Source organism: Rahnella ecdela (assembly GCF_019049625.1).
In the GTDB taxonomy this organism is placed as follows: domain Bacteria; phylum Pseudomonadota; class Gammaproteobacteria; order Enterobacterales; family Enterobacteriaceae; genus Rahnella; species Rahnella ecdela.
On record NZ_JAFMOY010000132.1, the window covers coordinates 437558 to 461132 of the forward strand.

At 52.9% G+C, this 23575-nt stretch carries 26 protein-coding genes; 15 read left to right on the forward strand and 11 right to left on the reverse strand.

The window, feature by feature from the left end:
* Positions 1–92 precede the first annotated feature (92 nt).
* Both J1784_RS22880 and pgl read right to left on the reverse strand, forming a co-directional pair.
* The gene (locus tag J1784_RS22880; RefSeq protein WP_217151098.1) at positions 93–1604 is read right to left on the reverse strand and encodes a methyl-accepting chemotaxis protein; all 1512 of its coding nucleotides are present in this window, start codon (positions 1602–1604) and stop codon (positions 93–95) included.
* 254 nt (positions 1605–1858) lie between these two features.
* A complete protein-coding gene (gene pgl, locus J1784_RS22885) occupies positions 1859–2857 on the reverse strand; it encodes a 6-phosphogluconolactonase (RefSeq protein ID WP_217151099.1) in 999 nt (332 codons plus the stop codon).
* 181 nt (positions 2858–3038) lie between these two features.
* Here pgl and J1784_RS22890 point away from each other — a divergent pair, with 181 nt between their 5' ends.
* Positions 3039–3860 carry a pyridoxal phosphatase gene (locus J1784_RS22890; RefSeq protein ID WP_217151100.1) on the forward strand — a complete coding sequence of 274 codons (822 nt, stop codon included), beginning with the start codon at positions 3039–3041 and terminating at the stop codon, positions 3858–3860.
* Positions 3861–3923: 63 nt separating this feature from the next.
* Here the strand turns inward: J1784_RS22890 and J1784_RS22895 are convergent, their stop codons facing one another.
* Positions 3924–4193 (reverse strand): helix-turn-helix domain-containing protein, encoded by a 270-nt coding sequence (locus J1784_RS22895; RefSeq protein ID WP_217151164.1) that lies wholly within the window; start codon positions 4191–4193, stop codon positions 3924–3926.
* A gap of 144 nt (positions 4194–4337) precedes the next feature.
* Between J1784_RS22895 and J1784_RS22900 the strand changes: the two genes are divergently transcribed.
* Complete coding sequence (locus tag J1784_RS22900) at positions 4338–4616, forward strand: helix-turn-helix domain-containing protein (protein ID WP_217151101.1); 279 nt, start codon at positions 4338–4340, stop codon at positions 4614–4616.
* Here J1784_RS22900 and modC read toward each other — a convergent pair.
* From modC to modA, 3 genes are all read right to left on the reverse strand, one after another.
* Positions 4613–5674 carry a molybdenum ABC transporter ATP-binding protein ModC gene (gene modC / locus J1784_RS22905; RefSeq protein ID WP_217151102.1) on the reverse strand — a complete coding sequence of 354 codons (1062 nt, stop codon included), beginning with the start codon at positions 5672–5674 and terminating at the stop codon, positions 4613–4615. The genes J1784_RS22900 and modC overlap by 4 nt on opposite strands.
* Position 5675: 1 nt before the next feature.
* Positions 5676–6365 carry a molybdate ABC transporter permease subunit gene (gene modB, locus J1784_RS22910; protein WP_217151103.1) on the reverse strand — a complete coding sequence of 230 codons (690 nt, stop codon included), beginning with the start codon at positions 6363–6365 and terminating at the stop codon, positions 5676–5678.
* A gap of 177 nt (positions 6366–6542) precedes the next feature.
* Positions 6543–7316, reverse strand: a complete 774-nt coding sequence (gene modA / locus J1784_RS22915; protein WP_217151104.1) for a molybdate ABC transporter substrate-binding protein — start codon at positions 7314–7316, stop codon at positions 6543–6545.
* A gap of 54 nt (positions 7317–7370) precedes the next feature.
* Between modA and J1784_RS22920 the strand changes: the two genes are divergently transcribed.
* A complete protein-coding gene (locus J1784_RS22920) occupies positions 7371–7547 on the forward strand; it encodes a hypothetical protein (RefSeq protein ID WP_217151105.1) in 177 nt (58 codons plus the stop codon).
* Here the strand turns inward: J1784_RS22920 and J1784_RS22925 are convergent.
* Positions 7544–7699 (reverse strand): AcrZ family multidrug efflux pump-associated protein, encoded by a 156-nt coding sequence (locus J1784_RS22925; protein ID WP_217151106.1) that lies wholly within the window; start codon positions 7697–7699, stop codon positions 7544–7546. The genes J1784_RS22920 and J1784_RS22925 overlap by 4 nt on opposite strands.
* Positions 7700–7887: 188 nt before the next feature.
* Between J1784_RS22925 and modE the strand changes: the two genes are divergently transcribed.
* Positions 7888–8670: a molybdenum-dependent transcriptional regulator gene (gene modE, locus J1784_RS22930; protein WP_217151107.1), complete on the forward strand. Its 783-nt coding sequence runs from the start codon at positions 7888–7890 to the stop codon at positions 8668–8670.
* Between the two features lie 123 nt (positions 8671–8793).
* Positions 8794–10263 (forward strand): molybdate ABC transporter ATP-binding protein ModF, encoded by a 1470-nt coding sequence (gene modF, locus J1784_RS22935; protein ID WP_217151165.1) that lies wholly within the window; start codon positions 8794–8796, stop codon positions 10261–10263.
* Here modF and J1784_RS22940 read toward each other — a convergent pair.
* Positions 10217–11044 carry an MFS transporter gene (locus J1784_RS22940; protein ID WP_217151108.1) on the reverse strand — a complete coding sequence of 276 codons (828 nt, stop codon included), beginning with the start codon at positions 11042–11044 and terminating at the stop codon, positions 10217–10219. The two genes, modF and J1784_RS22940, sit on opposite strands and share 47 nt — an antisense overlap.
* Before the next feature lie 140 nt (positions 11045–11184).
* Here J1784_RS22940 and J1784_RS22945 point away from each other — a divergent pair, with 140 nt between their 5' ends.
* The 8 genes from J1784_RS22945 to J1784_RS22980 all read left to right on the forward strand — a co-directional run bounded on the left by J1784_RS22945 (position 11185) and on the right by J1784_RS22980 (position 18878).
* A complete protein-coding gene (locus tag J1784_RS22945) occupies positions 11185–12084 on the forward strand; it encodes a LysR substrate-binding domain-containing protein (protein WP_217151109.1) in 900 nt (299 codons plus the stop codon).
* 248 nt (positions 12085–12332) lie between these two features.
* Positions 12333–13349, forward strand: a complete 1017-nt coding sequence (galE, locus tag J1784_RS22950; RefSeq protein ID WP_113877919.1) for a UDP-glucose 4-epimerase GalE — start codon at positions 12333–12335, stop codon at positions 13347–13349.
* A gap of 19 nt (positions 13350–13368) precedes the next feature.
* On the forward strand, positions 13369–14421 hold the full coding sequence (gene galT / locus J1784_RS22955) for a galactose-1-phosphate uridylyltransferase (RefSeq protein WP_217151110.1): 1053 nt from the start codon (positions 13369–13371) through the stop codon (positions 14419–14421).
* Positions 14418–15566, forward strand: coding sequence for a galactokinase (galK, locus tag J1784_RS22960; RefSeq protein WP_217151111.1), 1149 nt, complete (start codon positions 14418–14420; stop codon positions 15564–15566). The genes galT and galK overlap by 4 nt, the downstream gene beginning before the upstream one ends.
* Positions 15560–16606, forward strand: a complete 1047-nt coding sequence (galM, locus tag J1784_RS22965) for a galactose-1-epimerase (RefSeq protein WP_217151112.1) — start codon at positions 15560–15562, stop codon at positions 16604–16606. Before galK ends, galM begins: the two co-directional genes overlap by 7 nt.
* Before the next feature lie 164 nt (positions 16607–16770).
* Positions 16771–17106: a PsiF family protein gene (locus tag J1784_RS22970; protein ID WP_217151113.1), complete on the forward strand. Its 336-nt coding sequence runs from the start codon at positions 16771–16773 to the stop codon at positions 17104–17106.
* Between the two features lie 204 nt (positions 17107–17310).
* On the forward strand, positions 17311–18063 hold the full coding sequence (gene gpmA, locus J1784_RS22975) for a 2,3-diphosphoglycerate-dependent phosphoglycerate mutase (protein ID WP_217151114.1): 753 nt from the start codon (positions 17311–17313) through the stop codon (positions 18061–18063).
* Positions 18064–18404: 341 nt separating this feature from the next.
* Positions 18405–18878 (forward strand): GNAT family N-acetyltransferase, encoded by a 474-nt coding sequence (locus J1784_RS22980; RefSeq protein WP_217151115.1) that lies wholly within the window; start codon positions 18405–18407, stop codon positions 18876–18878.
* Positions 18879–18943: 65 nt separating this feature from the next.
* Here the strand turns inward: J1784_RS22980 and aroG are convergent, their stop codons facing one another.
* Positions 18944–19996, reverse strand: a complete 1053-nt coding sequence (aroG, locus tag J1784_RS22985; protein ID WP_217151116.1) for a 3-deoxy-7-phosphoheptulonate synthase AroG — start codon at positions 19994–19996, stop codon at positions 18944–18946.
* A 201-nt stretch (positions 19997–20197) separates the two neighbouring features.
* On the opposite strand from aroG, the gene J1784_RS22990 reads away from it, so the two are divergent.
* Complete coding sequence (locus tag J1784_RS22990) at positions 20198–20527, forward strand: YbgS-like family protein (RefSeq protein ID WP_217151117.1); 330 nt, start codon at positions 20198–20200, stop codon at positions 20525–20527.
* 127 nt (positions 20528–20654) lie between these two features.
* Positions 20655–21608: a CDF family zinc transporter ZitB gene (gene zitB, locus J1784_RS22995; protein ID WP_217151118.1), complete on the forward strand. Its 954-nt coding sequence runs from the start codon at positions 20655–20657 to the stop codon at positions 21606–21608.
* Between the two features lie 79 nt (positions 21609–21687).
* Here zitB and pnuC read toward each other — a convergent pair whose 3' ends face one another.
* Both pnuC and nadA read right to left on the reverse strand, forming a co-directional pair.
* Entirely contained in the window at positions 21688–22410 is a 723-nt protein-coding gene (pnuC, locus tag J1784_RS23000) for a nicotinamide riboside transporter PnuC (protein WP_217151166.1), read from the reverse strand.
* Between the two features lie 40 nt (positions 22411–22450).
* Positions 22451–23515, reverse strand: a complete 1065-nt coding sequence (nadA, locus tag J1784_RS23005) for a quinolinate synthase NadA (RefSeq protein ID WP_217151119.1) — start codon at positions 23513–23515, stop codon at positions 22451–22453.
* Between the last annotated feature and the right edge of the window lie 60 nt (positions 23516–23575).

Genomic DNA, 23575 nt, shown 5'->3' on the forward strand with positions numbered 1-23575 from the left:
TCGTCTGAGGATATGATTTAACCTCATGAAAAACCGCCGGGATAAGCTCCGGCGGTTTTTTTTCGTTTTGAAAATGTTGTGCTGAGTAAAGGTTACAGCGCTTCGTTGCCCAGGCGGAATACAGAAACCGTGCGTTCCAGATTTACCGCCTGTTCATCGAGTGACGCCGCCGCACTGGCTGACTGCTGAACCAGCGCGGAGTTTTGCTGCGTCACGGTATCCATTTCCGCCACTGCCAGCGCAATCTGACTGATACCCCGGCTCTGTTCGTCAGAGGCTGAAGCAATTTCATGAATGATCTGCGTGACGTGGCGGACTGAGCCGACAATTTCTTCCATCGTCTCACCGGCTTTAGCGACCAGCTGCGAACCATTGTTGACATTCACCACCGATTTGCTGATCAACCCTTCAATCTCTTTCGCTGCCTGACCGCTGCGCTGTGCAAGGCTTCGGACTTCACTGGCGACAACGGCGAATCCGCGCCCCTGCTCGCCTGCCCTTGCTGCTTCGACGGCTGCATTCAGCGCCAGAATATTGGTCTGGAAAGCAATGCTGTTGATGACGGTGGTGATTTCCGAAATCTGTTTCGAGCTGACGGTAATCTCTTTCATGACACCGACGACGTCCGCCACCAGTTTGCCTCCGCGCGCGGCAGTGCTGGCCGCATCAGACGCCAGCTGGCTGGCCTGAGTGGCATTGTCAGCGTTCTGTTTCACCGTGGAAGTCAGCTCTTCCATGCTTGCCGCCGTTTGCCCGAGCGCGGCGGCCTGTTCTTCGGTGCGTGCGGACAGGTCAATGTTGCCTGCTGCAATTTCGCCCGAGGCATGCGTTACCTGCATCACGCCTTCGCGGATATCACCAATAATGCCGTGCAGGTTCTGATTCATGGTTTCGATAGCGCGGCTCAGTTGCCCGACTTCATCAAAACTGTGGCTGGAAACATGAGTGGATAAATCCCCGGCGGCGATGCGTTCAGCGGTTTGCAGCGTACGGCGCAGAGGCAGTGTCAGCTGACGGGTCATACGCCACGAAATCAGCGCACCGGCAAGAATGGCCGCTGCAATAATCGCCAGCATCTCAGATATAGTACGGCTCACTTCATGGTGCAGGTCGGTCATCTCATGGTTTAACAGAGTGTTGGACGCAGACGTCAGCGCAAGGCCAGCGGCGGCCAGCTGTGCGCTTATCTGCTGCGGATCACTGCCTGCGGGCGGATTGAGCGTTTGCTGCCAGCTTTTCCGATAGCGACCAATGTTATCCGGCATCGTATCCACTAATGTCTGATCGCCTCTGGCCCAGGAATATGCGGCGACATCGGCGCGGACGGTTTCGAGTTTATCCAGCGCCTGACGGTTTTCTTCTACAAATTTGGGGTCTTTGCTGGCCATGTACGAAAGACGTGAAAATTTGGCCTCGTTCAGCAAGTCATTCATGCTTTTCAGCAGCGTGGATTTTTCGGCGCGTTCATTGATGCTGGTGAGATGGTAAATGCCGGATACGGCGATTGAGGATCCCAGCAGCAGCACCAGCGCAAAGCCTGCGCCAAGTTTACCGGCGATGGTGGCATGGCGAACCCGGCCAGCGATCCCTGAAAGTACGTTCATTGTCTTCTCCCTGATTTCCAAAAGGACTGATTCTCAGGCGGCAAATACCACCGGGGAATGAGTGAAATACGGGAGAGTTATCGACCAGTTCGGAATAACATTTAGCAGGAAATGAAATTATTCTTAACTATTACCAGGAAGCATCAGACAATAAAAAAGCCCCTTAATACAGGGGCTTGATCATAATATCAAGGCGGGATTATTGTTCTAATGAAAAGTAAACATGAGTAAACATGAACAGTAACCCAAGGTGATTAATTAATTTCCAGAATGCTTACCCACATCGGGCCTTTGCCCACCGGGTAAGTTGTGAGTGTCGTCAGCTGACCGTTTTTCGGGTCAATTTTCGCCACTTCAATCGCATCAGATTTCTGACCGGCCGTGATCACGAACTGGCCGGAATGGTCGATATTGAAACCGCGCGGCTGCGTCTGAGTGGCGTGATGCCCGACCAGCTCCAGCTCGCTGCCATCTGCGGAGACGGTCAGGATGGAAATCAGGCTGGCAGTACGGTCTGAAGCGTAGAGGTATTTACCGTCTGGCGTAATGTGCAAATCGGCCGCCCAGCAGGTGCCGGAAAAATCAGCCGGCATAATGCCCAGAGTCTGCACCTGACGATATTCACCGCTGGTGACATCTTTCTGGTACACATCCACACTGCTGTTCAGCTCATTGACACAGTAGGCAAAATGATGATTCGGGTGGAATGCCATGTGGCGCGGACCGGCACCTTCCACGGTTTTCAGCTCTGCGGATGCATGGGGAGTTGCCTCACCTTTCGCACTGAAATCGAACTGGCGAATGCGGTCTTCTTTCAGCGCCGGGATCATCAGCAAATGGTTGGTCGGGTCAATGTTGGCGGAATGCGGTGCCTGAATATCTTCCAGAACCTGAACCGGCGCCAGCGCGTGACCCTTTTCATTCAAAGGGTGAATGCTGACATTGTTGAAGCTGTAGGAAGCCGAAAACACAAAGCGCCCTTGCAGATCGATACCCAGATGCGTCGGACTGCCCGGCAATGGCGCCATCGCACCCTCTTCCAGTTTACCTTCGCCATCAATGTGGTAAGTCAGCACGCCGAACTCAGGGCGAACACCGACGTACAAGCGATGACCATCAGGATGGATAACCATCGGCTGAACCTGTCCCGGCACTTCAACCGTTTGCAGCAGGTTCAGCTCACCATTGTCCGCCAGACGAAAAGCGTGGATTTGCTGGCTCTCAGGGCTGGCAACGTAGACAACTTGCTTCATCACATCTCCTTATTAAGACTGAATGAGTCGTTATGTTTTTTTATAGCGTAGCTCAGGTTAACACGATTCCCCAACGCTCTGGCGGCACCTTTAGTGCCAGATACGCAGTTTAATTAGCAGGCAAAAAAAGGTAATATGGCGATAATTTCTCCGATCCTCCTTCACTTACGACGGACTGCTCATGACTTATCGCATTATCGCGCTCGATCTCGACGGTACACTGCTGGACCGCCAAAAACGTATCCTTCCTGAATCCCTTGCCGCTCTGGCCGACGCCCGCGCACAAGGTGTCAAAGTGGTAGTGGTCACCGGTCGTCATCACGTGGCGATACATCCGTTTTATCAGGCATTGCAGCTCGATACACCTGCTATCTGCTGTAACGGCACATATTTGTATGATTATCAGGCACGTAAGGTCTTAACGTCTGATCCGCTCGACAGCGTGAAAGCCAAAAAAGTGGTCGACCTGCTGGAGTATCACGGTATTCACGGTCTGTTGTATGTCGATGATGCAATGCTGTATCAGCAGCCAAGCGGTCATGTGAGCCGTTCTATCGCCTGGGGACAAACCCTGCCGGAAAATCAGCGTCCGAATATCATTCAGGTTAACAGCCTGCGTGAAGCGGCTGATGAAGCGCAATCTATCTGGAAATTCGCCACTTCTCATCAGGATCTCGATGCATTGCATACTTTTGCAGCACAGGTCGAAAACGAGCTCGGTCTGGCGTGCGAATGGTCATGGCACGATCAGGTGGATGTCGCCAAAGGCGGCAACAGCAAAGGCCGTCGTTTGCAGGAATGGGTCGAATCTCAGGGCATGAGCATGCAGGATGTGGTCGCGTTCGGGGATAACTACAATGACCTGAGCATGCTGGAAAATGTCGGCCTGGGCGTGGCGATGGGCAATGCGGCGGATGCTATCAAAGAACGCGCTGCGCTGGTCATCGGCGATCACGAAACGCCGGGTATCGCCGACGTTATCCGCAGTAAAGTGCTGAACTGATTAGCTTTGTACGCCTTCCCCTGACTTAAAGAGAAGGCGTTATTCTTCTGACCCGGACAGGGGTTATTCAACATTCTCCGCTTTTACCTTCGCCGCCCGGATTGAACGGGTGATCAGACAGTGCTTGTCGTCGAAATAACGGCTTGGCCAGATGCTGGACGGTGGAACACCCAGCGCCTGCGCGATCAGCATTTCACCTTTTGCCCAGGGTCGTGCCAGCGCGTTTGCCAGCGTTGAAGACCCTAATCCTGCCTGACGAGATACCGCTGCCAGTGTGGTTCTTTTCTTACGTAATCCGGCAATGATATCTGCGGGATGCCAGTCATTTTCCATTTTCATCGTTCTTCCTTTCGTTATTGATACAGTCATCAGAAATCTTCACTACACTTTCCGGTTACAACGTTCAGTAACTCTAAACAACAATGATGTTAAGGGATGCTAAACATAACGTCAATACAGTTTTTATGGTTATTGGTTATGATCCCTCACCGACTGAAGTCAGCACGAGCAAAAGCTAAACTTACACAGGAAAAATTAGGCGTTTTAGCGGGTATTGATGAAAGCACCGCGCGCTCGCGGGTTTCTCAATATGAAAGCGGCACGTACAGCCCGAACTTCGACACCATGTGTCATTTCGCCCGCGTACTGAACGTGCCGGAATGTTATTTCTATATCACCGACGATGCGTTTGCCGAACAGGTTCTGGCGCTTTACGAAGCGTTCCACGCTCAGCAAAACAACCTGCGACAGAATTAACGGTTAACCGACACGCTTTTGATCTGCGCAAACAGCCACTGTCCAGGGCGGATCATGAGTTCATCGCGCGCCCACGGCGTGATGCGGGCCCAGATAATGTGGTCGGCCATCGCCAGTTTTACTTCCACCTGATTGCCGATATCCAGACATTCCAGCACCTTAGCGGGCAGAACATTTCGGATCGTGCTGTTGTTGGCCGTCGGTTGCAGCACCAGTGAAACATCGGTGGAATTAACGCGGATCCGCAGCGGCGTGCCGGGCGCTTCTTCCACTTTGCTTATCCACAACCGCTGATCTCCCACCGCCAGCGCCGTCATTTCATAACGCGGATGATGTTCCAGCACACTGACATTCAGCACGCTGCTCTGTTCGGCTTTTGGCAGCCACGGACGCATGACATTGCTCGCCCAGACTTCTTCCAGCGCGCCCATCGCCAGCACTTTACCGGCATCCAGCACCAGTACCTTTTCCGCCAGACGCAAAATCTCATCCAGACTGTGCGTGACGTATAAAATCGGAATGCTGACTTCCTGCGCCAGACGCTCCAGATACGGCATCAGTTCCCGTTTCCGCGGGATATCCAGCGCCGCCAGCGGTTCGTCCATCAGCAGAATTTCCGGTGCAGTCAGTAACGCACGGCCAATCGCCACACGCTGCTTTTCGCCACCGGATAAAGTGAGCGGAAACCGATCCAGCAAGGATTCAATACCGAGCAAACGGACGATACTGTCGAACTGACCGCGCATCGACGCCGCCATGCCATATTGCAGATTACCCTTTACGCGATAATGCGGAAACAGCCGTGCATCCTGGAAAACATAGCCCACACGGCGCTTTTCAGGCGGCAGGAAAATGTTGTTTTGTGCATCTGACAGGATGCGGCCATTCAGGGTGATGCGACCATTATCAGGTTTAGTCAGCCCGCCGATGGCGTTGATCAGCGACGTTTTACCTGCGCCCGACAGGCCAAAAATGGCCGTAATTCCCTGCGCCGGTAAAGTTTGCGTGACCTGCAAATCCAAATCGCCCAGCTTTTGACTGAAATCGAGTTCGAGCATTTCAGCCTCCCAGCCGGATTCGGCTGCGTTTTGCCAGCCAGTCAGAAATCAGTAACGCTGCCAGAGACAACAGAATCGCCAGCACGCAAAGGCGCGCGGCGGCACTTTCTGCGCCCGGCGTTTCAATCAGGGTATACATCGCCAGCGGAATGGTGCGGGTTTCGCCGGGAATATTCGACACAAAGGTAATGGTGGCGCCAAATTCTCCCAGAGAACGAGCGAAAGCCAGCACGATACCGACAATAACGCCGGGCACCGAAAGCGGCAAAGTAATGGTGAAAAAGACCCGCCACGGTGAAGCCCCGAGCGTGCGGGCGGCGAGTTCAAGTTTAGGATCGACGGCTTCAAGCGACTGACGTATCGCGCGGACCATCAGCGGGAATGCCACCACGGCGGACGCGAGCACAGCGCCGTGCCAGCTGAAACTGAAGCTGAAACCAAACCATTCATATAAACGCTGGCCGATAAAACCGCGCCGCCCCATGACCACCAGCAACAAATAGCCGATGACCACCGGTGGCAATACCAGCGGCAGATGGATAATACTGTCGAGCAGGGATTTGCCGGGAAAGCGGCAGCGGACCAGGATCCACGCCATCAGAATTCCAAGCGGCAGACTGCAAACTACGGCCAGACCCGATACTTTCAGACTGAGAAGTACCGCCTGCCACTCATATTCACTCAACATCATGTCGGTTTGTTAATCCTGAAGTAAACGTGCTGCTAAAGATAAAATATCGGCAAAAATTTAAAAGCCTTTAATCACGGGATCCAGCATCTGTAAAGAATAAGCCGCGACGGACAGGCGTTGAGACAAAAAAGCCATCCCCAGAGGCGATGGCTTAAGTGTTTCGTCCGACAGATTACGTTAACCGCGCGGGGTAAAACCGTATTTTTTGAAAATTTCCGCAGCCGCAGGGGTTTTCAGATAATCATAAAAACCTTTCACGGTGGCGTTGTCATGGTCTTTGACAATCGCCATCGGGTATTCAACCGGTTTATGGCTGGATGCCGGGAAGACGCCCACGACTTTCACTTTTTTGCTGGCAACGGCGTCAGATCCGTACACGATCCCGACCGGTGCTTCTTCACGTTCAACCAGCGCCATTGCGGCACGAACGTCACTGGCACGTGCCAGTTTAGGTTCCAGCGTGGTCCAGGCACCGAGTTTTTGCAGCGCTTCTTTCGCGTAGATACCGGCCGGAACGTGGTCCGGATCCCCCACCGCCAGACGGCTGTCGCCAATCAGTTTGGTCCATTCGGTTTTGTCAGAGATGTCGACTTTATCGATTTTACTGCTGGCCGCTGAAATCAGCACCAGCTCATTACCCAGCAAAGTGTAACGGGTGTTATCGACCATTTGCTGTTTGCTTATCGCATAATCCATCCACTGCTGATCGGCAGAAATGAACATATCCGCAGGCGCGCCTTGCTCAATCTGGCGAGCCAGCGTCGAAGATGACGCGAAAGAAGACACAACCTGCACACCTTTTTCTTTCTGATATTGAGTGGCGATATCTTGTAATGCGTTGGTCAGGGACGCCGCGGCGAAAACTGTGATTTTTTCGGCAGCCTGCGCGTGAATGCTGACGCCAGCCACCAGCACGGTCGCGGTTAATAATTTGCCCCAGGTATATTTCATCGGATTTCCTTCCTGTTATAGATTGCGAATGCGTTATGTATAAATAAATATAACGTGGAAAAATACGATGTCATGCGTTTTATCCGCACTCTGCTGAAGAACCGAAAGTTTTTTGATCTCAGGCGGGAAGTGGATTCTGTTTCTGAAATTGTTGGGATTATAAAAATAGAAAACCCGGCACAATGGCCGGGCTTCAGGAAAATGCTTTCTCAGCAAACGCTCATCTTTTAGTAATGAGGTTTCTCGCGGGACTCTTTAGAGTGACCGACGTGGGAAATGAGGTTGAAGACTTCGCCCAGTCCCCAGATCAGGCCCAGGATCACAGCGATGAAAACCGGCACCATGATGGCAGCGAAAAGCAAACTTTCTAATAATTCTAACATGATAGCCTCACTTAGCTGGCTGAACCGCCCGCAGACGGTGTAGGACTTCTTGTATGAAGTCAAAAACGTAAATCAAACTGTGGCTGATAATAACAGCACGCGACTGTAATTACTTTAGCATTTAGCCAACTTGCCTGCCTGCGGGTTTAGCGGCGACAATAAAGCATGATTCATATAAGGAAGCTGCAATGCAAGCCGAAATTCTCTTAACTCTCAAGCTCCAGCAACGCTTGTTCGCCGATCCACGTCGTATCGAATTACTGCGACAAGTGCGTCATACCGGTTCAATAAGCCAGGGCGCGAAACTCGCGGGCATCAGTTATAAAAGCGCCTGGGATGCCATCAATGAGATGAATCAGCTTGCGGATGAATCGCTGGTAGACCGCAGTACCGGCGGCAAAGGCGGCGGCGGCGCGGTGCTGACCCCTTACGGCGAGCGCCTGATCCAACTTTATGAGCTGCTGGCGCAAATCCAGCAAAAAGCCTTTGATGTGCTTAAAGAAGATTCCCTGCCGCTCGATAGCCTGCTGGCGGCAATTTCGCGTTTCTCACTGCAAACCAGCACACGTAATCAGTTCTTCGGTACCGTCGTGGAACGCACCCATCAGACCGTTCAGCAGCATATTGATATCCTGCTGGCGGACGGAAAAACGCAAATCCGCGCTGCCATTACCGAGCAAAGTGCCGACCGGCTGGCGCTGACGCCGGGTAAAGAAGTGCTGGTGCTGATTAAAGCGCCCTGGATAACGCTCGGATTTAACGCTGAAAACACCCACAACGCATTGCGCGGTGATGTCACAAGCATTCAGCGCGGCGAGAAAAACAGCGAAGTGCTGGTGAAATTGCTCAGCAGCGAAACGTTGTGCGCCACGGTGTCTAATGCCGATATGGATACACTGGCACTGAAAACCGGTCAGACGGTCTTTGCACAGTTTGACGACGACAAAGTCATCATTGCCACCCTCTGCTAAAAACCGAATATTAATCAGTATCTTGCAAAATAAGCGTTTTCATTTTGCAGAATTGTCAATTGACTTGCGAAGGTGCAGCGCTTATCCCTTATTTTATAATTATTTCTAAATAAGGGATGAATGATGTCGTCGTTGCATATCTCGCAAGGTGTTTTTCGCCTCAGCGATACCCGAACCCTCACACTTTCCGATCTGACAATCCAACAGGCCGACAGCTGGGCGTTTGTCGGTTCGAACGGCAGCGGCAAATCAGCACTTGCCCGCGCACTGGCGGGCGATTTAACCCTGCTGAACGGCACCCGCGAAAACAGTTTTGCGCATATCGTCCGCCTCTCATTTGAACAATTACAGAAGCTGGTCGCCGATGAATGGCAGAGAAATAACACCGATTTACTGAGTGAAGGTGAAGACGATACTGGCCGCACAACGGCTGAAATCATTCAGGATGAAGTGCGTGATCCCGCCCGTTGCGCCGCGCTTGCCGCACAGTTTGGTATCGAGAAATTACTCGACCGCCGCTTCAAATATCTATCAACCGGTGAAACCCGCAAAACGTTGCTGTGTCAGGTGCTGATGCAACAACCCGATTTGCTGGTGCTGGATGAACCGTTTGATGGCCTCGACGTTAACGCCCGCGCGCAGCTGGCACAACTGCTTGAGAAGCTTTCCGGCGAAGGCCAGACGATGGTGCTGGTACTTAACCGCTTTGACGACATTCCAGCGTTTGTGAAAAATGTCGGCGTGCTGGCGGACTGTACGCTGGCTTCATTAGGCCTGCGGGAACAGGTAATGGCCGATGCGCTGATCGCACAACTGGCGCACAGCGAAAGTCTGAGCGGGATGGCAGTGCCGGAAGCGGAAGATCCGACGGCGCGCGTTAATCCGCCTGCTGACAGTCCGCTGATCGTGCTGCGTGACGGCGTGGTTCAGTACAACGATAAACCGATTTTGCATAACCTGAGCTGGCAGGTCGATCACGGCCAGCACTGGCAGATCACCGGCCAGAACGGAGCCGGGAAATCCACGCTGCTGAGTCTGATCACCGGCGATCATGCGCAGGGCTACAGTAACGATCTGACGCTGTTTGGTCGTCGTCGTGGCAGCGGTGAAACCATCTGGGATATCAAACGCCACATCGGTTACGTCAGCAGCAGCCTGCATCTGGATTACCGCGTCAGCTCCAGCGTACGCAATGTGATTACTTCCGGTTTCTTCGATTCTATCGGTATTTATCAGGCAGTATCCGATCGCCAGCGGTTCCTGACATCACAATGGCTGGAACTCCTCGGTCTGGGCGGCGATGCCGGTGAGACGCCATTCCACAGTTTATCCTGGGGACAACAGCGCCTGGCGCTGATTGCCCGCGCGCTGGTTAAACATCCTGCCTTGCTAATTCTCGATGAACCGTTGCAGGGGTTGGATCCGATCAACCGCCAGCTGGTTCGTCGTTTTGTCGATATTCTGATTGGTGAAGGCGAAACGCAGCTGTTGTTTGTTTCGCATCACGCCGAAGATGCGCCGCAATGTATTACGCATCGTCTGAGCTTTATCCCTGACGGTGATATTTACCGTTATCAGATTGACGTATTGTAACTTTCTTCCCCTTCACGGGAGCCATCAGCGCCGTCACTACACCCGCCAGCGCCAGTGCCCCCAGTAATGAAAACCCGGATTCAAAACCCTGATGACCGGGATTATTTCGCAGCAACAATGTCAGCAGCGCCAGAATTACCGCGGTGCTGCTGACCTGCACCAGCACACCCAGCCGTAACGCATAATGGTATTCATCACCGGTTAACGCGTCCCTGCCAGCGCAGGCGGCGTGGCGAACCAGTCCCGTCCCGAAACTGCTCAGCAATATGCCCGGCAGCAGCGCCAGCCAGAACGGCGTGTGTGCGGGCATCACCGATATCAGCCCCAGACCGCCCGCCGCCAGCATAAAACCCCAAAGCAAAATCGCGGTGGAGGAAATGCCCTGCCCGAGCTTTTCGCCGAGCGCCGTTCCCGCCAGCCGCATCAGCAGCCACGGAACAAAGCTGAGAATAATCCCCGGCACATTTACTGAGTAAACCTGATACATCGCCACCGCCAGCAGAAATCCTGCGGCATAAGTGACTGCCGCAGAGAAAATTCCCGTCCAGAGGCTTATCTGCAACGGCTGAGACGCACGTAATGAACGCGGCAGCAGTGGCACCGGATGGTAATTTTCGCTGATGATAAACACGACGAAAGACAGCGCAGCGGCACCCGCCAGCGCGTGACTCCGCGGCGTGTCCAGTCCGTAAAAAGCAACACTTAGCAGTGTCAGTACCAGACTCACAATAAACAGCAGCCCCGGTATCAGGGACCACAATGGCAAACGGGAACGGTTCATGATTAGTCTTTCCTTTATCAAAACTGCATGCCATGAAGATGATTCAATCTCATCCTCACCAATTTGATAAAGGAGCTTACACCGCCTATTTTAGGGACTTCAAAGTCATAGATTTCAGCCATAGGTGAAAATAACTCATCATGAAAAAAATCCGCTTACCGCCGCTGGGTTCGCTCAGGGCATTTGATGTCGTGGCGCAGCAGAACAGTTTCAAACGCGCGGCAGAAGAAATTGGCGTGACCGCCACCGCCATCAGCCATCAGATCCGCGTGCTCGAAGAAGCGCTGGGCACCGCGGTCTTTGAGCGCAGTGCGCGGGAAGTCCGGCTGACCGCCGCCGGGGAGATTTTGCGTCAGGCAACGCGGCAGGCTTTTACCGGGTTACAGGCGGCGGTGGAAGATATTCATCATGCGGCACGACCTGCGGCGCTGACGCTCACCACGACGTCCAATTTTCTGACTCACTGGCTGGTGCCCAGGCTGGCAGATTTGAAACTGGCTGCGCCGGAAATGGATTTACGGCTACACACCGGTATCGAGCTGGTGGATTTATCCCGCAATACGGTGGATATCGCCATCCGTTACAGCGAGTCGGCTGATGAAACGCTCGATTCAACGCTGTTGTATCAGGACACATTTGTACTGGTCGCCAGCCCTTCCCTTCACCTGACCACGGCGGAAGAGCTGGCGGGCGCGACATTATTTCATGTGGAAAACCGCCATATTCCGCAACCTTCTCCCGACTGGGAAAACTGGCGTCAGCATTTCGGTCCGGCGAAATTAAACATCGACAGCGGCCTGCGTTTCACCGATGAAACCCATGCGATTCAGGCGGCGATTGCCGGTCAGGGCGTGGCGATTGTCAGCAGCCTGCTCGCTCAGGATTTCATCGAAAAAGGCATCCTGTGCACGCCATTTCGGCATCATCTTCCCGGCGCAAATTACTATCTGGTGACCACAAAAGAGAAAGCGGAACGGGCAGATATCCTGGTTTTACGCCGCTGGCTGCTGGAAAAAATGGCCATCAAACACGGGATGTAGTCTGAAAAATTATGAAAATGGATGATTCGGATAACGCAGAGCCTTAAGTGTAAGCGATTACACCAGCCATCATTTCTGACTTACCGCCTGAAGTCGCAGGCTTTCTGTACGGCGCACTGCACCTGTCTGGACATCCTGAAAGGTGATAAACTGTTTGTGTAAGCGATTCCATTTTATTGGGGATGGATCACCTTTTTCAGCCTTGCAGCGTGATATCGTTGCAGCAAGATAATCATCGGGGAGCTCTTATGTACGTCTTAGTCACAGGTGGTAGCGGTTACATCGGCAGTCATACTTGCGTGCAACTGATTGACGCAGGCTATACGCCAATCATTCTGGATAACCTTCACAACAGCAAAGTCAGCGTGCTCGAACGTATTAATACCCTGACCGGCAAAACGCCGCTGTTCTATGAAGGGGACATCCGCGACCGCGCCCTCCTCGATAAAATTTTCAGTGAACATCATATTCATTCCGTGATTCATTTTGCGGGCTGGAAAGCCGTGGGTGAATCCGTGGCAAAACCGCTGGCGTATTACGACAACAACGTCACCGGTACGCTGGTATTGCTCGAAGCAATGCGCGCTGCGGGCGTCAAAAATATGATTTTCAGCTCCTCAGCAACGGTGTATGGCGACCAGCCAAAAACGCCGTATGTCGAAGATTTCCCGACCGGCAATCCTTCCAGCCCTTATGGCCGCAGCAAACTGATGGTCGAGCAGATTCTGGAAGACGTGCAGCGTGCGGAACCGGAATGGAGCATGACGTTGCTGCGCTATTTCAATCCGGTCGGCGCGCATCCGTCTGGCCTGATGGGCGAAGATCCGCAGGGCGTGCCAAATAACCTGATGCCATTTATCGCGCAGGTGGCGGTAGGCCGTCGTGAGTCGGTGGCTATTTTCGGCAACGATTATCCGACCCCGGACGGTACCGGCGTGCGTGACTATATCCACGTGGTGGATCTGGCTGACGGTCATATCGCGGCGATGAAAACCCTGCACAACAAAGCGGGCGTACATATTTACAACCTGGGCGCGGGCTTCGGCCACAGCGTGCTGGACGTAGTTAACGCCTTCAGCAAAGCGTGCGGTAAGCCGGTGAATTACAAGTTTGCGCCACGTCGTGATGGCGACTTACCGGCGTACTGGGCGGATCCGACCAAAGCAGAGAAAGAACTGCACTGGAAAGTCACCCGCACACTGGAAGACATGGCCAATGATACCTGGTTGTGGCAGTCGAAAAACCCGCAGGGTTACCCGGATTAAGGTGCACTAAGGAAAGTTTATGACAACGTTTAACCCGATTGATCACCCGCATCGCCGCTACAATCCACTGACCGATCAGTGGGTGTTAGTCAGTCCGCACCGCGCCAAACGCCCGTGGCAGGGCCAGCAGGAAGCGGTTTCTCAGGAAGTATTGCCAGCACATGATCCGGACTGTTTCCTGTGTCCGGGCAATACCCGTGTGACCGGCGATGTGAATCCGAAATACACCGGCACCTTTGTGTTCACCAACGATTATGCCGCGCTGATGCCGGATACGCCGTTTGCGCCGGAAAGCGAAGATCCGCTGATGCGCGTTCAGAGCGCACGCGGCACCAGCCGTGTGATTTGCTTCTCGCCGGATCACAGCAAAACACTGCCGCAACTGTCCGTTGAAGCACTGACGGAAATCGTCAGAACCTGGCAGGAACAGAGTGCAGATCTGGCTAAAACCTATCCGTGGGTGCAGGTTTTCGAGAATAAAGGCGCCGCAATGGGCTGCTCGAATCCTCATCCACATGGTCAGATCTGGGCTAACAGTTTCCTGCCAAACGAAGCCGAACGTGAAGATCGCCTGCAACGTGATTACCTCGAAAAGCAGGGTTCACCGATGCTGGTTGATTACGTTAAGCGCGAGCTGGCGGACGGCAGCCGTACGGTGGTCGAAACTGAACACTGGCTGGCGGTGGTACCTTACTGGGCGGCCTGGCCATTCGAAACGATTTTACTGCCGAAAGTGCATGTGAAACGCATCACTGAGCTTTCTGATGAACAGCGCAGTGATCTGGCGCTGGCGCTGAAGAAACTGACCAGCCGCTACGACAATCTGTTCCAGTGCTCTTTCCCGTATTCAATGGGCTGGCACGGCGCGCCGTTTACCGAAGGCGACAACGAACACTGGCAGTTGCATGCGCATTTCTATCCACCGTTGCTGCGTTCAGCGACAGTGCGCAAATTCATGGTCGGCTACGAAATGCTGGCTGAAACCCAACGCGACCTGACAGCGGAACAAGCCGCAGAGCGTCTGCGGGCGGTGAGTGATGTTCATTATCGTGAGGCCGGAGAAAAACAATGAAACTGAAAACCAAGACCCTGGAAATCTTTGCCGATATATTTGGCTACCCTGCGACCATAACCATCAAGGCACCGGGCCGCGTAAACCTGATTGGCGAACATACTGACTATAACGACGGCTTCGTGCTGCCGTGCGCCATCGACTATGAAACGGTGATCGCCTGCGCACAACGCAACGACCGTACGATCCGCGTGATCGCCGCCGATTACGATAACGACGAAGACAGCTTCTCTCTCGACGAACCGATTCTGCACACCGACGCGCACCCGTGGGCCAACTACGTGCGTGGCGTGGTGAAACACCTGATGCTGCGTAACAAAGATTTCTCCGGCGCAGACATGGTGATCAGCGGCAACGTGCCACAGGGCGCGGGCCTGAGTTCATCAGCATCGCTGGAAGTGGCGGTCGGTCAGGCGCTGAAATCATTGTACGACTTGCCGCTGGACGGCGTGGCGCTGGCGCTGAACGGTCAGGAAGCAGAGAACCAGTTTGTCGGCTGTAACTGCGGCATTATGGATCAGCTGATTTCCGCACTCGGCAAAGAAAATCACTCGCTGCTGATCGACTGTCGTTCGCTGGAAACCCGCGCGGTGTCCATGCCGGAAAGCGCTGCGGTGGTTATCATCAATTCCAACGTGAAACGCGGTCTGGTCGATAGCGAATACAACGCCCGTCGCGAACAATGCGAAGTGGCGGCTCGCTTCTTTGGTGTGAAAGCGCTGCGTGACGTTGACCCTGCCCTGTTCTTCTCCATTCAGGATGAATTGGATCCGGTGGTGGCCCGCCGTGCGCGTCATGTGATCACTGAAAACGACCGTACACTGGCAGCGGCTGATGCACTGGCCAGCGGCGACCTGAAACGTATGGGCGAACTGATGGCGGAATCTCACGCCTCCATGCGCGATGATTTTGAAATCACTGTGCCGCAAATCGACAAGCTGGTGGAAATCGTCAAAGAAGTGATTGGCGATAAAGGCGGCGTGCGCATGACCGGTGGCGGTTTCGGCGGCTGTATCGTGGCGCTGGTTCCGCAAGATATGGTGGAAAAAGTCCGTCAGGCCGTTGAACAGCAATATCACGCCCACAGCGGCCTGAAAGAAACCTTCTACGTTTGCACCGCTTCCCAAGGAGCAAGCATATGTTAAAACCTGAAAACACGCAGCTGGCGCCCGATGGCCAGCCGTTTGAACAGGTGACGCTACAGAATGCGGCGGGTGCCACCGCCACATTTATGGACTGGGGCGCGACCTGGTTATCCTTCACGCTGCCGCTGGCTGACGGGAACCAACGTGAGCTGCTGCTCGGCTGTCAGTCGCCGCTGGCGTACATGAATCAGAGCGCGTATCTGGGCGCGACCGTGGGGCGTTACGCCAACCGTATTGCCCGCTCGCAGTTTGAAATTGACGGCAAACCGCATCTGGTGGTCGCCAATCAGGGCGTTCATCAGCTGCACGGCGGGCCGGAAGGTTTCCATGCCCGCCGCTGGAAAATTCTTGAGCAGACCGCGCAGAAGCTGACTTTCGAGTTATTTTCAGCCGATGGCGATCAGGGTTATCCGGGTAATATGACCGCCAGAGTGCATTATCAGCTGACTGATGATAACCGTCTGGAAATTCGTTACGAAGCGACTGTCGATAAGCTGTGTCCGGTCAATCTGACCAATCACGCTTATTTCAATCTCGACGGCGAAGGCACCGATGCACGTCAGCACAAGCTGCAGCTGTTTGCTGACCGCTTCCTGCCGGTCGACAGCGACGGTATTCCGTGCGCCGATCCGACGCCGGTTGAACATACCGGAATGGATTTCAACGCCGCAAAAACGCTGGCTAAAGATTTCCTCACTGACCGTGACCAGCAACGGGTGAAAGGTTATGACCATGCGTATCTGCTTAACCGCTCGTGCAACGCCAGTACTAATCCGGCAGCGCATTTGTGGTCCGCAGACGGCAAAGTGAAAATGACCATGTTTACCTCGGCGCCTGCCGTTCAGCTCTACAGTGGTAATTTCCTCGGCGGTACACCGAACCGCAGCGGCGGCGAATATGCCAGCTACAGCGGTGTGGCGCTGGAAAGTGAATTCCTGCCAGACAGCCCGAATCACGCGACCTGGCCACAACCCAGCTGCTGGATTAAACCGGGACAGACCTATAAATCTGCCACCACTTATCAGTTCTTCGTGCTGTAACGCCTGACCGACAGGGTCGCCCGGCCCTGTCTTCATCTATTCCGACTTCTGCGAATTTGTGACTCACGACGCATCTGTATGAGCACATTTTCAGCTAAAGGCATTTCCCGCATCTACGCTTAGAGAGTGTCCTGCATAAAAGGACGTTTAATAAGGAGTTCGATATGCGTTTACCTGTTGTGTTATCCCTGCTGGCAACGCTGTGTGCGGCTGGCTCCGCTCTGGCGGCTGATCCTGTGAAAGTGCCTTCCCCTGCTCAGACTGAGCAGCGCCAAAAGATGACCGACTGTAATCAGCAGGCCACCACCCAGTCACTTAAAGGTGACGACCGTAAGAAATTCATGAGTCAGTGTCTCAAGGCGGAAACCAAACCGGCGACGGCAGGCATGACGCCTCAGCAGGAGAAAATGAAAACCTGTAACGCAGACGCGGCGAAAAAAGAGCTCAAAGGCGATGCGCGTAAAACTTACATGAGTACCTGCCTGAAAAAAGCCAGCTAACTGCTGTCCTTTTGCACAAAACGCGCTGTCCGGGAAACCGTTCGCGCGTTTTGTTTTACATCGCCGCAGCAAATTCGTTATGTTTAATACAAACGGCGTCCCGCAAAGGCTGACTGAGGAAGTTTCAGATTGCTGTCCGGGAGGCCAAGCCCCTATAATGATAACCGTTATCATTGAAAATTCAGTTAACTGAGGAGTTTAGCTATGGCTGTAACCAAGCTGGTGCTGGTAAGACACGGTGAAAGTGAGTGGAACAAAGAAAACCGTTTTACCGGTTGGCATGATGTTGAACTGTCCGACAAGGGTCGCACTGAAGCAAAAGCTGCGGGTCAGCTGCTTAAAGACGAAGGCTTCCAATTCGACTTCGCTTATACCTCCGTGCTGAAACGTGCCATCCACACTCTGTGGAGCGTTTTGGACGAACTGAACCAGCCGTGGCTGCCGGTTGAGAAATCCTGGAAACTGAACGAACGTCATTACGGCGCGTTGCAGGGTCTGGATAAAGCAGAAACCGCTCAGAAATACGGTGACGAGCAAGTTAAACAATGGCGTCGTGGCTTCGCAGTAACCCCGCCAGAACTGGATCGCGCTGATGAGCGTTTCCCAGGCCATGACCCACGCTACGCAAAACTGACTGCGGCAGAACTGCCAACGACTGAAAGCCTGGCGCTGACCATCGAACGTGTAATCCCTTACTGGACTGACGTTATCAAACCACGCATCGCCAGCGGCGAGCGCGTGATCATCGCTGCACACGGTAACTCCCTGCGTGCGCTGGTCAAATATCTCGACGACCTGAGCGAAGAAGAAATTCTGGAACTGAACATCCCTACCGGTGTTCCATTAGTTTACGAATTCGACGAAAACTACAAACCAATCAAACGTTACTATCTGGGTAATGCTGACGAAATCGCAGCGAAAGCAGCGGCCGTGGCAAACCAGGGTAAAGCGAAGTAATCTCGCGTTTTCTGTGTTATCACAGAAAATATGCAAAAGGGACCGAAAGGTCCCTTTTTTCTTGCTCACTGTGTATTCCGAAGTACTACAGAAAACGTGCTATTAATTGCACAAAAAAAGCCATAATCAGGCAAAACCACAAAATTTTGATAAACCAGCGTGCGTATCGCCAGAGATAACGTTCCCTTTCATTGGCTTTATGAATGGCTTTATCCAATTCATCCTCTGTCATCATCCTGCCTTCCCTGCATCAGTCTTTTGTATCTTCTACTATCCTGATATTCATCCGTTTAATATGTGAGAAAACCCACACTCCCGGATAAGTAATAAGGAGATAAAAAATGCCCGTCAGACTCGCCACCCCCGATGAAGCAGAAATACTTTGGGAAATAAGAAATCAGGCTATCCGCCACGGATGTAAAAACACTTATAGCGACGGGATTGTGATGGCGTGGACGCCGGATCAGATGCCCGCCGGGTACCGCAAAGCCATTGCTGAGAATCCTTTCTTTGTGGCTGAGGCGCACGGGCCCGGCACGCCAGCGGCAACGGGCTATCTCGACCTGAAAAATGGCAGCGTTGAGGCGATTTTCACCTTGCCGGAATTCGAAGGGAAAGGACTTGCCACGCAAATCCTCAATACCATAAAAACCGAAGCCAGATCGCGGGGATTTAAAGAGCTAACGCTGTCATCCACGCCCAATGCATTTGAGTTTTATAAGAGAAACGGATTTAGTCTGGTGAAAGAAAGCCTGTACCGTTCTGAAATGGCGAACGCAGATTTGCGTTGCATGGAGATGTGCTGCGCACTTTAACCGTATTCAGATAATAAAAAGCCCCGCAGAAGCGGGGCTCAGAAAGGGGTTATGACGTAAAAGAATTAACCGCGACGTGCTTTAACTGCGTTCGCGAGATTACGCAGCAGCACTTCGGTATCTTCCCAGCCGATGCACGCATCGGTTACGCTCTGGCCGTAAACCAGTGGCTCGCCGCTGTCGAGGTTCTGATTACCTTCAACCAGATGGCTCTCAACCATCACGCCCATTACCGCCTGTTCTCCGCCAGCCACTTGTGCGCAAACGTCTTTACAGACTTCCATCTGCTTTTTGAATTGTTTGCTGCTGTTAGCGTGGCTGAAGTCGATCATGATACGGGCAGGCAGACCGCCTTTTTTCAGACCTTCTTTCACTTCCTGCACATCCTGAGCGCTGTAGTTTGGCTTTTTACCGCCGCGCAGAATGATATGACAGTCGTTATTCCCGCTGGTATTCACGATAGCGGAATGACCCCATTTGGTCACAGACAGGAAGCAATGCGGCGCGCCTGCGGCGTTAATGGCGTCTATTGCCACTTTGATGGTGCCATCAGTGCCATTTTTGAAACCTACCGGGCAGGATAAACCGGAGGAAAGCTCACGGTGTACCTGAGATTCGGTTGTACGCGCACCAATGGCGCCCCAGCTCATTAAATCCGCCAGATATTGTGGCGTGATCATGTCCAGGAATTCGCCGGCAGCAGGCAAACCGGTGTCATTAATATCCAGTAACAGTTTGCGGGCAATGCGCAAACCGTCGTTAATCTGGTAGCTGTTGTTCATGTGCGGGTCATTGATCAACCCCTTCCAGCCCACAGTAGTACGCGGTTTTTCGAAATAAACACGCATTACCACTTCCAGCTCGCCCTGCAATTCTTCACGCATTTTCAGCAGGCGTGCGGCATATTCTTTGGCAGCTTTAGGATCATTGATAGAGCAAGGACCGATAACGACAAGCAGACGATCATCGTTTCCTTTCAGGATCTTATGAATGGCATTCCGGGCGTGAGAGACGGTTTTTGCCGCTTTGTCGGTGGCGGGAAACTTTTCCAGAAGAGCAACAGGGGGTAAAAGTTCCTTAATTTCTTTGATGCGTAAATCGTCATTTTGATAATTCATAGCTATTCCATTGGGGTGTTCATAAGAGACAAAGCGTAACGCTGACCGCCTTCAATCTAGCCGGATTGGGCATCAGTGTAAATCTACTTTTACACTTACGAATAGTCTCATTTTCATTTAAGACATGATTTATTTGGCTAGGCTTTTATCAGACACATGAAACACGACCACGGACCTTTCTGAAACAATGGAGATGACATTATGAAAAAGCTCGCAATCATGTTACTGACTGCCACCATGGCTCTGACAACAGGCGCAGCCTTCGCTGCCGGTGAAACCTCCGCTGGTGATAACAACGGCCAGGCTAACCAGTCCGGCTCGCCGGGCTCAATTCAGAAAATGGCACCAAAGAGTGTTGATAATGACCAGATTAACAACACGAACAAGCCGGCGGATGAAGTGAACACCAAAACGGATACCACCGAGCATCACATGAGCAAAAACAAAGAGCATAAGAAAGCGATGTGTAAGGACGGACGTTGTCCTGACCAGGCTCCTGGCACCACGCAATCAAAAGAAACCGGTAAATAACTACGCCGGTAGCTTCTCGCTCAGGAGGAACTTCGGTTCCTCTTTTTTGATCTCCCGCCCTTCTTGCAACGCAATGTGATTACGTTATTGTGATCCTCTCTGTTCATCCTTTTTTGTGAATATAACTATGTCCTCTTCCCTGTTACCGCAGGATAAAAATAGCCGCCGTCTGTTGCTGGCTTTCCTTGTCACCGTTGTCTTTATGGTTGCTGAAGTCATTGGCGGCCTGATTTCCGGCTCTCTGGCATTGCTGGCGGATGCCGGTCACATGCTGACGGATGCTGCTGCTTTGCTGGTGGCGTTGCTGGCGGTGCGTTTTGCTAAACGTAAACCGAATTCGCGTCATACCTTTGGTTATCTGCGCCTGACAACAATGGCGGCTTTCGTTAATGCTGCTGCGCTGCTAGTGATAGTGGTACTGATTGTGTGGGAAGCCATTGCCCGTTTCTTCAATCCACAACCGGTCATGGGGACCACGATGCTGGTCATCGCAATCGCCGGGCTGTTTGCCAATATTCTGGCGTTCTGGTTGCTGCATCAGGGTCAGGAAAAGGCCAACATCAACGTGCGTGCGGCGGCTCTGCATGTTCTGGGAGATTTGCTGGGTTCGATCGGGGCTGTGGCTGCGGCGCTGATCATCATGTATACCGGCTGGACGCCCGTCGACCCGATTCTGTCGGTGCTGGTGTCGTGTCTGGTGCTCAATAACGCCTGGCGGCTGCTGCGTGAAAGTTTTCATGAGCTGCTGGAAGGCACGCCGGAAGAAATTGATATCGATAAGTTGCGCCGCGATTTGTCGATGAGTATTCCGGAAGTGCGCAATGTTCACCACGTTCATGTCTGGCAGATTGGCGAACAAAGGCTGATGACGTTGCATGTGCAGGTCGTACCTCCGCACGATCATGATGCGCTGTTAGACCGTATTCAGCATCATTTACTGGAGAAATGCCGTATCGGGCATGCGACGATTCAGATGGAATACGGTCGCTGTGAAACGCCAGATTGCGGGATAAATGAAATCCCGGCGCCAAGTGCCGGGCACGACCATCACGGTCACAACCTCGCGCACCATCATCACTGATCGTTTCTAAAAGGCAGAAAGCAAAACGCCTCCGTGATGGAGGCGTTTTTTGTTGAAGTGAGATTTTATGAACGCAATGTCAGGCCGTTTGCAGTGGCTGCGAGCCGTTTTGCTTCGCGCTTTTGATCCACAGCCACGAACCGTTCAGCGCAATCAGCGTCAGCAGTACATACTCGAGCGCCATCGCATAAACGCCCTGATAGGCAAAAATTGCCACGCTTATCACGTCGATCACCACCCACAGCAGCCAGTTTTCGACATATTTTCGCGTCATCAGCAGCATCGCCACAATCGACAACACCATCATCGATGAATCCCAGAACGGGAAAGCATCCGGCTGCAATTCAGGCATTTGCACATTCAGCCCCAGCGCCTGCATCAGATTGACGGCTACCAGCGTGAGCGCAGCAAATACGCGGTCAATATTAAATGTCATCAGCAGAATACCTGCAACGCATGCCACGCCCCATATCAGCGCTTTTCCACGCGGCAACCATCGGATCTGCAATTCCGCTGTCTGATCCGCTGTCTGGCGGCTCCACGCATACCAGCCATAGATATTGGCGGCAAAGAAGAAGATCTGCAGCAGCAGGCTGGCGTAAAGCTGGATCTGAAAGAAGATGATCGCAAACAAAGTGACGTTGATCAGACCGAACGCATAGTTGATCAGCTTTTCTTTGCTGGCGTACCAGATACATAGCAAACCAAAAATAGTGCCAACCGCTTCAATCCACGACAGGTCATATCCGCCTTTCCCCAGAGGAATATGAACCAGAATATTGCTGGTACTGAAAAAATCCATCATCACATCCTTCCTTTTCGTCAGTCACATCGCGTTTTGCTTACAGGGCTTTAGCCTGCGTGCGTAATTTGAGTTGCGCGGCAAAATCCAGCATACGGTTCAGCGGAATGAGTGACTTCACTCGCAGCGCTTCATCCACTTCTATCGCGTGCTCTGCGCCACCGTGCTCCAGACCTTCAGCAATGGCTTTCAGGCCGTTCATTGCCATCCACGGACAATGCGCGCAAGTGCGGCAACTTGCGCCCTCACCTGCTGTTGGCGCTTCGAATAATTCTTTATCCGGGCACGCCTGCTGCATTTTGTAGAAAATCCCGCGATCGGTAGCCACGATCAGCTGTTTCTGAGGCAGCGTTTTCGCCGCCTGGATCAGCTGACTGGTAGAACCCACGGCGTCAGCCATATCCACAATCGCCTGAGGAGACTCAGGATGCACCAGAACAGCGGCGTTTGGATACAAACCTTTCATTCGGGTCAGGGCCTGGGTTTTAAACTCGTCATGGACGATGCAGGCGCCCTGCCAGCACAGGACATCGGCCCCTGTCTGCTTACGGACGTAATTGCCGAGGTGACGATCCGGTGCCCAGATGATTTTTTCACCCAGACTATCAAGATGTTCAATCAGTTCAACCGCAATACTGGAAGTGACCACCCAGTCGGCCCGGGCTTTTACCGCCGCCGAGGTATTAGCGTAGACCACTACGGTGCGATCGGGGTGCTGGTCGCAGAAATCTGAGAAAGCCTGTTCGGGGCAGCCCAGATCCAGCGAGCATTCCGCGTTCAGCGTCGGCATTAGCACTGTTTTTTCCGGGCTGAGGATTTTGGCCGTTTCCCCCATGAAGCGCACACCCGCCACCAGCAGCGTGGACGCCGGATGCTGACTGCCAAAACGCGCCATTTCCAACGAGTCCGCGACAACGCCACCGGTTTCTTCTGCCAGCGCCTGAATTTCAGGGTCTGTGTAGTAATGCGCCACCATCACGGCATCACGTTCCTTCAGCAGTTTTTTGATCTTCTCTTTATAGAAGTTCTTTTCATCTGCACTCAGAACAGCGGGTTTAGGAGGGAAAGGATAAACTGCCGCATTCAGATCCAATGTTTCGCTCATACTCGTCATCTCATTCAGTCAGGCAGCACGCCCGGAAAGCCAGAAGCCGCAACAGATCCC